Source organism: Larkinella fluvii, assembly GCF_051857545.1.
Classification (GTDB): domain Bacteria; phylum Bacteroidota; class Bacteroidia; order Cytophagales; family Spirosomataceae; genus Larkinella.
Window position 1 is genome coordinate 496,167 of the sequence record NZ_JBPZHB010000003.1, and the last position, 12,799, is coordinate 508,965.

Annotated in this window: 9 protein-coding genes; 2 read left to right on the forward strand and 7 right to left on the reverse strand. The window is 54.5% G+C overall.

Features of this window, described 5'->3' with window-relative positions; translation table 11 throughout:
* Positions 1 to 3: 3 nt before the first annotated feature.
* The 5 genes from ACS5NO_RS09440 to ACS5NO_RS09460 all read right to left on the reverse strand — a co-directional run bounded on the left by ACS5NO_RS09440 (position 4) and on the right by ACS5NO_RS09460 (position 8,837).
* Positions 4 to 2,316, reverse strand: coding sequence for an alpha/beta hydrolase (locus ACS5NO_RS09440; RefSeq protein ID WP_439414911.1), 2,313 nt, complete (start codon positions 2,314 to 2,316; stop codon positions 4 to 6).
* Between the two features lie 36 nt (positions 2,317 to 2,352).
* The gene (locus ACS5NO_RS09445) at positions 2,353 to 3,876 is read right to left on the reverse strand and encodes a RagB/SusD family nutrient uptake outer membrane protein (protein WP_439414912.1); all 1,524 of its coding nucleotides are present in this window, start codon (positions 3,874 to 3,876) and stop codon (positions 2,353 to 2,355) included.
* Between the two features lie 13 nt (positions 3,877 to 3,889).
* The gene (locus ACS5NO_RS09450) at positions 3,890 to 6,997 is read right to left on the reverse strand and encodes a SusC/RagA family TonB-linked outer membrane protein (RefSeq protein ID WP_439414913.1); all 3,108 of its coding nucleotides are present in this window, start codon (positions 6,995 to 6,997) and stop codon (positions 3,890 to 3,892) included.
* A gap of 115 nt (positions 6,998 to 7,112) precedes the next feature.
* A complete protein-coding gene (locus tag ACS5NO_RS09455) occupies positions 7,113 to 8,096 on the reverse strand; it encodes a Gfo/Idh/MocA family protein (protein ID WP_439414914.1) in 984 nt (327 codons plus the stop codon).
* Between the two features lie 360 nt (positions 8,097 to 8,456).
* Positions 8,457 to 8,837: a MerC domain-containing protein gene (locus ACS5NO_RS09460; RefSeq protein ID WP_439414915.1), complete on the reverse strand. Its 381-nt coding sequence runs from the start codon at positions 8,835 to 8,837 to the stop codon at positions 8,457 to 8,459.
* A 170-nt stretch (positions 8,838 to 9,007) separates the two neighbouring features.
* On the opposite strand from ACS5NO_RS09460, the gene ACS5NO_RS09465 reads away from it, so the two are divergent.
* Positions 9,008 to 9,571 (forward strand): hypothetical protein, encoded by a 564-nt coding sequence (locus ACS5NO_RS09465; RefSeq protein ID WP_439414916.1) that lies wholly within the window; start codon positions 9,008 to 9,010, stop codon positions 9,569 to 9,571.
* Positions 9,572 to 9,756: 185 nt separating this feature from the next.
* Here the strand turns inward: ACS5NO_RS09465 and ACS5NO_RS09470 are convergent, their stop codons facing one another.
* Together ACS5NO_RS09470 and ACS5NO_RS09475 are read right to left on the reverse strand one after the other, a co-directional pair.
* On the reverse strand, positions 9,757 to 10,458 hold the full coding sequence (locus ACS5NO_RS09470; RefSeq protein WP_439414917.1) for a TapB family protein: 702 nt from the start codon (positions 10,456 to 10,458) through the stop codon (positions 9,757 to 9,759).
* Positions 10,459 to 10,536: 78 nt separating this feature from the next.
* Entirely contained in the window at positions 10,537 to 11,436 is a 900-nt protein-coding gene (locus ACS5NO_RS09475; protein WP_439414918.1) for a geranylgeranylglycerol-phosphate geranylgeranyltransferase, read from the reverse strand.
* Positions 11,437 to 11,646: 210 nt separating this feature from the next.
* Here ACS5NO_RS09475 and bshA point away from each other — a divergent pair, with 210 nt between their 5' ends.
* Positions 11,647 to 12,783 (forward strand): N-acetyl-alpha-D-glucosaminyl L-malate synthase BshA, encoded by a 1,137-nt coding sequence (gene bshA, locus ACS5NO_RS09480; RefSeq protein ID WP_439414919.1) that lies wholly within the window; start codon positions 11,647 to 11,649, stop codon positions 12,781 to 12,783.
* Positions 12,784 to 12,799: the final 16 nt, after the last annotated feature.

The following is a 12,799-nucleotide window of genomic DNA, read 5'->3' on the forward strand; positions in this document are numbered from 1 at the left end:
ATGTTACTGCTTGTCGGATTGTATCAAAAACCGCGTAAGGTCCGCCCGCATGGGCGCGGTGATCCGGTTAATTTCTGGTGGCGTCTGGAACTGCAAGGCATCGGATTTCTGGTACATACCGTAGACGGTTTTGACCCGCTCCAGGGTGGCCTGCACCGCCGACGGATCGGCATGACGGTTCAGGCTGGGCGCGATCACCAGCAGCGGACGCGGGGCAATGCAGGCCATGATTTCGTCATAATCGACCGGCGTCTGTTGCGGGTTTTCGGCAAATAGACCCAGTCGGGGTAAAAAACCGTGTTGGTAAGCGTCATTTTTCAGGCTTTCATACTGCTTCGTACTCGTCCGCCAGGGCGAAAACGCAGCCACAACGGCGACCCCGGCGATCCGTTGATTGAGCGCAGCCGCCATCAGGGCGACGCTGCCGCCGATGGTTTCGCCCAGTACATAAATCTGCCGGTTGTCAAGGCCTTCGTAAGTTTCAAGCGCATCCACGCACGCCCGGACATCGCTCACCATTTTGCCCATTTTGGACCAGCCCGGGAAACGATCGTAAAAGTAGGTGCCTTCTTCCAGGCGGTTTCCGAATCCCAGCAGGTCGATGGCCAAAACCGCAAACCCCTGATCCAGAACCTCCTGAAATAGAACTTCATTACCCCGCCCGCCCTCGGGTTTGTAGCCAACGGCGTAGCCGGTGTTGTAATTGTAAGAATGCAGGTAAATGACAACGGGTCTCTTTTTGCCTGGCTTCAACGGACCATCCGGCTGGTACAGGGTGCCGCTCAGGTGGTCGCCCATGGCGGTATACGGCCCCAGATGCGTAATTGTCGCGCGTTTGGGTTTGGGGCGGCCCGTGATGCCGTCGATCCAGTCGACGCGGTCGATGATGGTGGCGGCTACGGGATTGGGTTTCACTCCGGCGGGTTCATCCCCCAGCAACCAGTTGAGACGTGCCCGGATGGCCTGCTTCTGGCGACCCAGCGCAACGGTATCTTTGGCTTCGTTCAGGCGGATCGCGGGCCAGGAGGGACGTACGGTTTTAGTCGTTCGGAGCCAGTTCGGATAGGAAAAATCACAATACCGGACGTTTTCCCACCGGGCGGTTTTTCGTTTAAACTGGTTGTCCAGAAAGTCCAGGCACCGTTCCACATCCCGGGTCGTCACGGCATGTTCGCCCATGCGGGGAAGCAGGCCAATTTTTTCGGGCGATTTCAGAAAATCATAGACGGTTTTTACGGACTGGTAACACTGCTCGTTCGCCCAGGGATTCAACTGCCGTTCCACCGTCGAGTAGGTGAGCAGCAAACTGCGCGGAGCGATCAGGGCCAGAAGCTGGTTCTGGTCGATGGGCAGGCGGTCTTCCCGCCCGAAGAAAAACCGCAGACGCGGGTGAAACCAGTGGGCCGCGTTGGCGCAAATGTCGTCGATGGTCTGGTTGCCGTATTGCGGGTCGCTAAACCGCCAGGGCGTAATGCCGCCCGTTCCGCAACTGCTGGAAATGACAGCCGCAAACCGCTCGTCGAACGCAGCCGCCCACAAGGCCTGCTTGCCATTGCGCGAATGCCCCGTAATGGCGATCTGGGCCGGATTGACTTCGTTTCGCGTAACCAGGTAATCCACTACCCGCGAAGCACCCCAGGCCCGGCGCATCAAACCGGTAAAGTCATAGTCGGGGTAAAGAGCCTGATAGGCCTGCGTGTCGTCCTGCGTATCGGCCCCGGCATACACGCAACCGATGTAGCCGCGCTTGACGGCCAGTTGCGCCCAACCCCGGTGGGTCACGGGCGTCATGTAAACCGGTAAGGACCCTTTTCCCGGCGGAATCATCAGTTCCAGCGTCATGCGGGCGCGGTTTTCGGGACCAAATGACAGCTCGATCCGTTGAATCCGGACGGCCCCTTCGTAACGGTCAGAAAGCATCCGGGGGTTCACGGACGCGGGAGCCGGGGGGACGGTTCCACTGATCCAGTGCTGAAATTCCCGCCTGATCCGGTTTCGTTCCTGCGACCAGTCGGCTGCGGTTTGGATGCGTTTTCCGGTCGTGCCCGACATCAGCGGGTCGGGCAGAAACGGTACGGACGGAAGTGCGGAAAAATCGGGGGGTAATTCGCCCGTTCGCCGTTGCCAATCCAGCCAGGTGCTGTCCTGAAGCGTCACCCGCCGACTGATCGGATGCCGGTGATCCTGCCGCACATTCAGCCGCAGTGATTCTTCCAGATACTGTTTCCGCCGGGCCAGGTCAGCCTGCGCCCAAAGCGAGGTTGCCAGAGGGCCGGTTAACAGAAGGATCAAAATCAGGCGAAGCGAATAGCGCATGGTTGAGAAAGGGTTTGACGAACGGGCTTTACCCACTTAAAAGGTATAATGTGGATTTTGCTCCAGTGCCTTGTTCCGGTTCCAGGCATCGCGCGGGATGGGGAACAGAATGGGGACGGTGCTCAGCCACGGTTTTTTGTCAATTTCCAGGTCCTTGATGTTGGGGCGGTTGGCCTTGATAAAATCAATGAAGCGCCCGCGTCGGTTGAGGTCAGAAAATGCCCCCGCCGGTTCCCAGATGAATTCCATGCGTCGTTCGTAGAAAATGGCATCCAGCACCTCCGCTTTGTTCAGCGTTGCCGGTTTGGCCGCCAGACCGGCCCGCACCCGGATGCGGTTGACCTGCTGCATGGCGTCCTGCGAGCGACCCACTTCGTTGAGGGCTTCGGCGTAATTGAGCAGGGCTTCGGCAAACCGCAGAATGGGCGGGTTGATGCCGGAGTTGGTCAGCGCGGGGCCTTCCCAGTATTTGGTAACGATATAACCCGTTCGGGACCAGCCCGCTGGTACGTCTTTCGGCATCACAAACGCGGGCATGTCCTGATGCGCTTCGCCCGGCCCGATGATGACGCTCCAGTAGCGTTTGTCCTTGATTTTGCCACCGGCCTCTTTTTCAAAAGCGTTCACCCATTGCGGTTGCGGTACGAAGTTACTCCAGGCGGCACTTCCACTGTATTGTGACGGCGATCCGCGCGGGGCGGTCCGCTTCACGAGGTTGTTGCCTTCCGCATCCGGGGAAACCCGAAACTGGGTCGAGAACAAAATCTCCTTGTTGTTTTCGTTGCTTTCGCGAAACACGTCCCGGAAGTTGGGAATCAGGTCGTAGGCTCCGGTCGCGATCAGGTCTTCGCTGTATTTGACGGCTTCGGCCCATTTTTGCTGCCACAGGCTGGCTTTCACCAGATAGCCCAGAGCGGCTCCTTTGGTGGCCCGGCCCACATCGGCGGTTCCGGTCCAGGCCGTTGGCAGCGCCTTGGCGGCTTCCTGCAAATCGGTTTCGATCTGTTTCCAGGTTTCGGCCGCCGTGGCCCGCGGAATGGCGAGGTTGGAGGAGGCATCCAGTTTTTCGGTAATCAGCGGCACCCCGCCGAAATAATTGACGAGCCGGTAATAAAACAACGCCCGTAGAAACCGCGCCTGCCCCAGAATCAAGGCCTGATTGGCTGGGTTGATGCCGCTCATTTTGGTTGCTCCGTCGATCACCAGGTTGGCGCGGCCAATGCCCTGATAAGCCGCCTGATAAACGTCCCGGATAATGGTGTTGCTCGACGGCAGGTTTAGCGAGTGCAGTTCAATCCGGTTGGCACTGCCGTCCATTTCGTACATATCGCCCGACATCGCCCACTCGATATCGGCGGCATCGCGGACGTTCGTAAACGTTTCCTCGCGTTGCAAAACCGCATAGGTGCCGATCAGAGCCGCCTGGGCGTCCGATTCGGTCAGGAAGAAATTGGCATCGGTCAAAACATCCTTGGGCGTCAGTGTCAGAAACGAATCACTGCACGCGGTGGCCGTCAGCAAAAAACCGGTGAGGGCCAAGTAGTTGATATACTTGCGCATGAGTTCGGTTGGATTAAAAGTTCAGATTGATACCCGCCATGAACGTCCGGGGTTGCGGATAAACGCCATCGTCGATCCCGGCCTGCAACGGATTCAGGCTGCCGATTTCGGGATCGAAACCCGAATATTTCGTGAACGTGAACAGGTTCTGGGCCGATACGTACACGCGCGCACCCTGGAACGCCCGGGTTCTGGACAGCAGCGATGCCGGAATCCGGTAGCCTAGCGTGACGTTCCGAATCCGGAGGTAATCGCCGTCTTCGACGTAAAAAGTTGAGCTGTTTCCGAAGTTTCCGTTGGCATCGGTATACTGCAATTTGGGCACATCGTTGCGGCCACTGCCGGGTGTCCAGCGGTTCAGCACGTCCTTCACGCCGTTGATGACGCCCGATCCCCCAAAATATTTGAGCGGATAAACCGACCGGCGGTTGGCGTTGTAGATCTGGCTGCCTCCGATGCCCTGCACGATGATGTTCAGGTCAAACCCTTTGTACGACAGATCGGCGTTGGCGCCATACATCAGCGTCGGCCACGGACTTCCGATCCGCACCTGATCTTGATCCGTCAACTGATTGTCGCCGTTGATATCCCGAAACCGGAAGTCACCCGCTTTGGCGTTGGGTTGCAGCACTTTGTTGACCTCCTCATTGGTTTGGTAGATGCCATCGACCTGATAGCCCCGGTAATACCCAATCGGTTGCCCCACTTCGGTGTAGGTCGCCCGCATGTCGAAGTAGCTGGATACGGTAGCCCCCGTGATCGGCTGGCCGACGCCCAGGCTTTTGACTTCGTTTTTGAGCGTCGAAATGTTCGTATTGACGTCATACCGGAACTGGCCGACCTTGCCTCGGTAGCCGAGTAAAAACTCCCAGCCCCGGTTTTGAACCTTGCCGCCGTTGACGGAGGGCGCATTCTGGAAACCGGCTTCCACCGAAACCGGCAGACTCACCAGCATGTCTTTGGTGTTTTTGACGTAGTAATCCGTCGTCAGATACAGCCGGTCGTTGAAGAACGACGCGTCGATCCCGAAGTTGGTTTGTTCACTGATTTCCCACTTCAGGTTGGGGTTACCGGGCCGCGACATGCTCGCTCCGATGACCAGTCCCTGGTTGGTGCCCAGCACGTAGTTGTCGTTGACGGTTCCGATCTGGATCGTGCTCAGATAGCCGAAAGAGCCGATGGCGTCGTTCCCCAACTGCCCCCAGCTTCCGCGCAGTTTCAGCGAGTTAATGGCGGGAATGCCTTTCATAAACGCTTCGTCCGACAGGTTCCAGCCCGCCGAAACCGACGGGAAATTGCCCCATTTGTGCTTCGGTCCGAAGTTGGACGAACCGTCGCGTCGCATGCTGACCGAGAGCAAATACCGCTCTTTGTATGAATAATTGACCCTGCCTAAATACGATGCCAGTGAATAGAGCGAACCGGTGCCACTCGCCCGGCGCTGCGTATCGTTGCTGCCGTTGATGACCTGTAATTGCTCATTCTGGAAATCCAGCGCCGTTACGGAAACCCAGTCCGAAACGTTTTTCTGGGCGGTTTGCCCCACAACCGCGCTGATGCGGTGTGCCCCCACATCCGTGGAATAGGAGAGCGTGTTTTCAACCAGCCAGTTAAGCCCCTGCGTAAACGTGTTGCCCAGCCGAGCCTGCAGGTTGCGGTAATGGCCACGTTCGGCTTTCGGTTCCCAAGTCGTCGACCGGTTGTTGCTGGCGTCGATGCCCACGCTGGTGCGCCATTTGAGTCCCTTAATGACCTCGTATTCACCGAACATGTTGCCGTAGATGCGCAGGTTGTAGAGGTAATTTTCGATGGAATTGGCCCGGAGCAGCGGGTTGTCACCCTGGGTCGTGTAATAGGCAGACGATCCGTTGACCACGGCGCTGGGGCCCAGGGTCGGATAAAACTGCTGGGCGAGGTTGAAAATACCGATCCGCAGATCCTGGTTCTGCTGTCCTTTGGCCTGCGAGTAGGTGAGGGCCATCGTTCCGCCAAACTTCAGTTTGTTCGTTACGATCAGATCGGCGGTAGCCCGGGCCGTGTAGCGTTTGTACCAGGTTTCGATGAGCGTTCCCTGCTGGTCCCGGTAGCCGAGGGTCAGGGCGCCTTTCAGTTTCTGGCTGCCACCCGAAATGCTAAGATCCACGTTTTGTACCGGCGCACTGCTGAAAACTTCGCCGATCCAGTCGGTTCCCTGACCGAAGGAAGCCGGGTTGGCCCATTCCGGATTGGGTGCCATGCCGGAGTTGGTATACAGTTCGTTGGCTAAGGTTGCAAATTCCTGCCCGTTCAGAAATTCGGGCTTTTTCCACAGTTGCTGAATCCCGGTATACGCGTTCAGGCTCACTTTTGCCTGGCCTTCTTTTCCGCGTTTGGTCGTGATCAGAATAACGCCGTTGGCGGCCCGCGCTCCGTAAATGGCCGCAGCCGCAGCATCTTTCAGAATTTCGACGGATTCGATGTCATTTGGGTTGATGATCGATAAACCGTCTACCTGATCCGAACTGCCGCTGATGCCCATATTCCCACCACCGAGTGGAAAACCGTCGACCACATACAGCGGCTGGTTTCCCCCCGTTGTCCCGACACCCCGAATCCGAACGGAAGCGCCACCACCGGGCGCACCGCTGGTTTGGCTGATGAAAACACCCGGAACACGCCCCTGCAGGGACGAGGTAACGCTGTTAGTGGCTACTTTTTGCAATTCTTCCGCTTTGACCGACGAAACCGATCCGGTCAGTTCGCGCTTGAGCTGAGTTCCGTAACCGACTACCACCACTTCGTTGAGTGAAGAAGCTGCCTGTTGCAGCAGCACGTCGATGGTCGTCTGGCCTTCGATTTTTACTTCCTGGGTCGTGTAACCGATGTAAGAGAATACGAGTACATCGTTCGGTTTGGCATCGATGCTGTACTTGCCGTCGCCATCGGTGGAAACACCCCGGGTTGTGCCTTTGATGGCTACGTTGGCACCCGGCAGGGGCGACTGGGCGAGGTTATCCCGAATAACCCCTTTAATCGGGGTAGAAATTTGGGCCATTGCCGACCGGTTGGCCAGCAGAACCAGCAACCAGAGGCAGGTTACCTGCCAGACGAGCCGTCGCAGGCGTTGGGGAGCAGTTGTCATAGTGTAAAGGATTTGAGCATGAGAAAAACTGGAAATAAACCAATTCATGAAGGGGGTTAATTGAGCAGAAAAGGCATTCCGGGTACGTACCCGGAATCGGAACTAAAAAAGGATACTACGCTTTTTGCGCTTTTTTCAGGACGCTGGCGAGGCTCACAGCGACGCCACCCTGCCGTTTGCTTTCGTCGGCGGCTTCCATGAAGGCAAAAATTTCGATGGTTTCTTCGGGCTTGACGGGCGTTTCACCGGTTTCGAAAAAGTGGATGATGTCTTTCAGCAGTGGGTTGTAACCGGCGTAGGGTCCCAAGGTTACGTTGCCATTTTTGGTATATACCGTGCCGCCGTATTCGTGTTTGCCAGTACGGGTTCCGCGAAAGGTTCCCACGCGTCCGTCGCTCCAGGTACCGATCACGATGTCGGTATCGGGCGTATGGACCCGCGTCACACTCTGACAGCCCGTTCCCATGGCCGTAAACAGCGTTTCGACGCCGTGAATACCGTACCAGAACAGATCGGGATGTGTTTTTTCCAAAACCGCCGGGCTGTAGGTGTCGGCACCCACGACCAGGCTTTTGTCGATGCTGTCCATGCCTTTGATATAGCGCAGCGACGATGCCGAGAAAACGGGGATGTTTTTCTTCCTGGACAGATCAAAAATGGCAATGGCGTCGGCGAGCGAAGCGGCAATGGGTTTATCGATGAAAACGCGTTTTCCTGCTGCAAAAACCTTGGCAACCTGTTCCCGGTGCAACCGACCGTCGTTGGTTTCCAGCATCACGACGTCCACTTTACGCAGCAGATCATCAATCGAATCCGCGATCTCGACGCCCAGTTTTTTGACCTCTTCGATGTAGCCGGGAATTCGTTTGACGCTGGTTTCGATGTCGTTGCTGCCTTTGGGGTAAGCCGCCACCACCCGATACCCGGCCCAGTCGGGATTGGGGCTTGGGTTGTTGAGTTCTTTGGTGAAGGCAATGCTGTGGGAGGTGTCCAGCCCGATGATGCCCACTTTTTTCCCCTGGAGTGGCCCGGCTGGCACCGATCCGGCGGTTGCGAACGGAAGCAGGTAGGACCCTAAACCGGCGGATGCTGTCAGCATTGAGAATTTTCTACGATTAAGTGTATTTGCCATATAATATTTTACAAGGGTATGGGTTTGTAAAAACGTGTACGTACCCGAAAGGTGGGATTCAAAATTTAATAAAACAAATAAATTGTATATTTATTAAATTAATACTATTTAAAGGGTAAATAGTTGTATTAAAATTAGTTTTTAGAAGGGGATAGTCTGCCGGATTGCCGGTCATCCGGATTTCAATCCGGCGGAGGAGAAATAGAGAAGTTGTTTCCGTATGGGTACAGGCATTCCTACGGGATAAACGCCTGGGTCAACGAATGGAAGTTCGCAAATTTTGGGTCAAAAGACCATTGACCGTGGGGCAAAAAGGGAATCGTTTGATTAATGCGCGTGGCGCAGGCGGTGAAGCCGGATGTTGGTGAGGTGGGTCAAAACCAGGCCTAAAGAGGCTGCGTAGCCGAGGTATTCGAAGGTTTCGCTAACGTCTTCCAGCAAAATGGCCACGGCAAAAACGCTCAGGAAAAACCACAGGCAGACTTTGATGGCGGGCGTGGTGAAATGCCGGGTGGCAAAATAAACCGCTACGATGTTGACACCGATGAAGACATAATCGAGACTGAGGTAGCCGACCCGAACGGTGTCGTTGGCCAGAAAAGACGACGATACGAGCAGAATGGGCGTGATCAGGCAGTGAATGATGCACAATACCGATCCGCTAATTCCGATGTAATCCGCCTTGCTGCCTAGCTCTCCCAATTTCATAGTCGTCCGTTTGCTCAGTAATCATTGCAAAATAAACAGATGGTTTTGTACCGATCAAGATTATTTGCAATAAAGTTGCATTTATTTTTGCAACCTTGTTGCGAGTGTATACTTTTGCTGCCGGATTGCTGACCGATCGTCGGCTAAAACAAACTAAAGAGCATTGAAGAATGAAGGCAAAACGAACACGTCAATGGGTGTGGATGCTGTCACTGGCAGCGTCGGTGGTGCTGGTAGCGGGTTGTAATGACAAAGCCGATGAGCCCGAACCGGCCGATGAGAACGAATTGATTACGACCGTCAACCTGAAATTTACGGAGTCGGGAACGACAACGACCCAGACTTTTACGTACCGGGATACCGACGGTGATGGGGGACAGGCCGCTACCCAATTCGATAAAATCGTGCTGAAACCCAGCAAAACCTACGAACTGGCGGTGGAATTACTGGACGAGAGCAAAACGCCCACGGATGATATTTCAAAAGAAGTAGCCGAAGAAAGCGATGAGCATTTGTTCGTCTTTACGGTTTCTCCGACAACCCTCGCGACGTATACCTACGGCGACAAGGACGCCAACAACTTGCCCATTGGCTTGAAAGGCACGTTCAAAACCAATGCCGCCGGAACCGGAAAACTAAAAGTTCAACTCCGTCACCAACCCAATGCGAAAGATGGCACGCCAACACCGGGCAGCGACGATGTGAATCTGGACTTCGATCTGACGGTTCAGTAAGCGAACCGTCAGATCTTGAATTGAATTAACGAGCGACTTACGCTTTCTGCCCCTAAATTCCTAAAGGGGACTTGGACACAGCTCGAGCCGGATGCTAAAAGTCCCCTTTAGGGGATTTAGGGGCAGAAAGCGTAAGTATAAGAGAATTATCACACGTAAGTTCTGGCTGAGTGATAAAGACATTCTCATTTATCACTCAGCTTGCTCAATACCGTATAGCCTTTCAGCTTGCCGTTTTTGTTATAAGTTTCAGTTTTAATATCAAACAGCACATCGGTTGCCCGGTAGCTGACGGAGCGGAACGAAACCCGGACAGGGATGCCCATCATCCGATTGGCCAGATTAATGTCGGAACCGATTTTATAGACGTCGAACGTGCCGGCGGGTGTTGTCAGGCTTTCTTTGCTTTCAACCTTCCGGTTGACAACCTTGATGGACATATCCATCATTTTGGTGTCTTTGTTGTAGGTCTCGGCTTCCAGTTCGCCGTCGGCCAGGGTGCTGCCTGCGCTCAATTGTTTGGGATAAACCAGTTTATTGGTTTTGATCCGCACTTCCATGTCTTTCATCGCGTCATTGGTGGCCAGCACCACGCCCGACAGGTCGGCGATGAGTTCATCCCCCGTACAGGTATACTTCACCGCCATTTCGGGGGCCGGTTTGCCCTTGTCGTCGAACGACTGCATGACGATATGGATCAGCGTGGAACCGCCCTCACTCGTGACCTCCTTGATGGTATACACAACCCGGCCGGTCGGTTTGTCTTTGGCACTGTAGGACAGCATTTCGTAGCTGGTTCCCGGCTTGAATTTGATTCCCAGACATTCCTGAGCGTTAGCAAGAATGGCGATTAAACTGAAGGCAAAAAAGAAGAGCAAAGTTTTCATAGAAAATAGGGTTCGTTACGAAACCGGTAAACTACGGAAAATTTGCCAGACCGGAACAAAGGATTGAGTGAACGGATGTTAGACCCAGGCCATGCTGACGACACCAATGAGCATGATCAGTTTGCAGAGCGAACTCAGGTAGGCGAAATCCCGCTTGGTGTCGGCCCTGACCAGCCGGTAGACGAGCCACGCAATGGGCACCAGCAGGATGACAAACATCCAGAATAGTTGCTCGTTTTGCAGCGAATGGGCAATGGTGAAGAGCGAAAGGATGAAGGCGGCAATGATGCTGTACAACAATTGTTTGGTTCGGCGCAGTCCCCAGACGATCGGCAGCGTCCGGCAACCGAAGCGGGCGTCGCCCTTCACGTCTTCCATATCTTTGATGATTTCCCGAACCAGCGTGATGACGAAAGAAAACAGCGCGTAAATAAGCAGCAAATCGACCTGTTGCCGGTAAAAAACCGCCAGTACAATCAGCGACAGAGCCGTGAGCAGAGCCACGATAAAATTTCCGATAAAAGGCTGGCGTTTGAAGGTCGACGAGTAAAACCACAGCAATGTGACCGACAGGACGTTGACGACGAAAACCCATTTGCTGAGGTAAAAACCGATTACGACGCCCAGAAAATTCAGCCCCTGGTGTAATCCCATCGCAATCTGTCGTTTCAAATACCGCCCGATGATGACCCGATCCGGTTTGTTGATGATATCGATCTTGATGTCGAAATAATCGTTGATGATGTAGCCGGCCGCGGCAATCAAAACCGTTGACAATGAGAGCAGAAAGAGCTTCGGGTCCAGGAGCAAACCGGTCCAGTTGTCGCGCGGGCCGATGAGCGTAATACGGGCAAAATACTGCGTGCCGACGATGATGAGCAGGTTTTGTACCCGGATCAACCGCAGGAACCCCAGAATGTATACGTAAAATGGCGGAGTACCCGCGCGGGGCGAATGGCTCCGGACTTTTGGGGTCATAACCGAAAGGGAAAATCAGTGAACCAAAGATACAGTTTCCGGGCCGAATCACCGGCTCTGCTAAAATCTTTCTCTGTCCAACCAAATTTGTGAACACAAACGACCGGAATTGATGTTATGGGAACTGATTGGAAGAGCGAAGGGGTGAACGGGTGTTTGTCACTCGGTTACTCCCTCCCTCCCTCAGTCCTTCCATCATCTTACGACTATATGAAAATTGGCATAGTGTGTTACCCGACGTTCGGGGGAAGCGGTGTGGTGGCAACAGAACTGGGCAAGGCCCTGGCCAAAGCCGGCCACAAAGTTCATTTCATTACCTACCAGCAACCGCACCGGTTGGACTTTTTTAACGAAAACGTTTTTTACCACGAAGTCAATATACCGACGTATCCGCTCTTTCAGTTCCCGCCTTACGAAACGGCGCTGGCCAGCGCGATGGTGAACGTCGTTCAATACGAAAAGCTGGATTTATTGCACGTTCATTACGCCATTCCGCACGCATCGGCGGCTTACATGGCTAAAATGATTCTGCGGGCGCAGGGGCGGCACATTCCTTTTGTTACCACGCTGCACGGAACCGATATTACGCTGGTGGGCAAAGATGCGTCTTACGAACCGGTGGTGACGTTCAGCATCAACGAGTCGGACGGCGTAACGGCGGTTTCGGAACACCTGCGGCAGGAAACGCTCGATCAGTTTGCCATTCGCCGGGATATTGAAGTGATTCCGAATTTCATCGACCTCGACCGGTTCAAACGGCAGAAGAAAGACCATTTCAAAATGGCGATTTGCCCGAATGGCGAGAAGCTGATCGTCCACACCTCGAATTTCCGGCGGGTGAAGCGCATTGACGATGTGGTGCAGATCTTCCATAAAATCAATCAGCAGATTCCCAGTAAATTATTACTTTCAGGCGACGGTCCGGAGCGGGCGCGGATTGAAAAACTGTGTCGCGATATGGGCATTTACCAGGACGTGCGGTTTTTGGGCAAACTGGATGCGGTCGAGGAGGTTTTGTCGGTGGCCGATTTGTTCCTGATGCCGTCCGAAAACGAAAGTTTCGGCCTGGCCGCATTGGAAGCCCTGGCCTGCGAAGTGCCGCTGATCACGTCGAACGCCGGTGGTCTGCCCGAATTGAACCTTCAGGGCGTGACCGGATTTCTGAGCAACGTCGGTGATGTGGACGACATGGTAAAAAATGCCCTGTACATCCTGGATGACGATAATCTGCCGACCTTCAAACACAACGCGCTGGAGCGGGCGAAGGAGTTTGAAATTTCGCGCATTCTGCCGCACTACGAAGCCTATTACGAAAAGGTGGTGATGGAAAGCCGGGCGCTGATCTGAAATAACGGTTTTTAGC

Coding starts and splice junctions, on each gene's coding strand:
- bshA (WP_439414919.1), top strand. CDS start 11,647: ATGAAAATTGGCATAGTGTGTTACCCGACGTTCGGGGGAAGCGGTGTG.
- ACS5NO_RS09460 (WP_439414915.1), bottom strand. CDS start 8,837: ATGAAATTGGGAGAGCTAGGCAGCAAGGCGGATTACATCGGAATTAGC.
- ACS5NO_RS09440 (WP_439414911.1), bottom strand. CDS start 2,316: ATGCGCTATTCGCTTCGCCTGATTTTGATCCTTCTGTTAACCGGCCCT.
- ACS5NO_RS09450 (WP_439414913.1), bottom strand. CDS start 6,997: ATGACAACTGCTCCCCAACGCCTGCGACGGCTCGTCTGGCAGGTAACC.
- ACS5NO_RS09475 (WP_439414918.1), bottom strand. CDS start 11,436: ATGACCCCAAAAGTCCGGAGCCATTCGCCCCGCGCGGGTACTCCGCCA.
- ACS5NO_RS09445 (WP_439414912.1), bottom strand. CDS start 3,876: ATGCGCAAGTATATCAACTACTTGGCCCTCACCGGTTTTTTGCTGACG.
- ACS5NO_RS09470 (WP_439414917.1), bottom strand. CDS start 10,458: ATGAAAACTTTGCTCTTCTTTTTTGCCTTCAGTTTAATCGCCATTCTT.
- ACS5NO_RS09465 (WP_439414916.1), top strand. CDS start 9,008: ATGAAGGCAAAACGAACACGTCAATGGGTGTGGATGCTGTCACTGGCA.
- ACS5NO_RS09455 (WP_439414914.1), bottom strand. CDS start 8,096: ATGCTGACAGCATCCGCCGGTTTAGGGTCCTACCTGCTTCCGTTCGCA.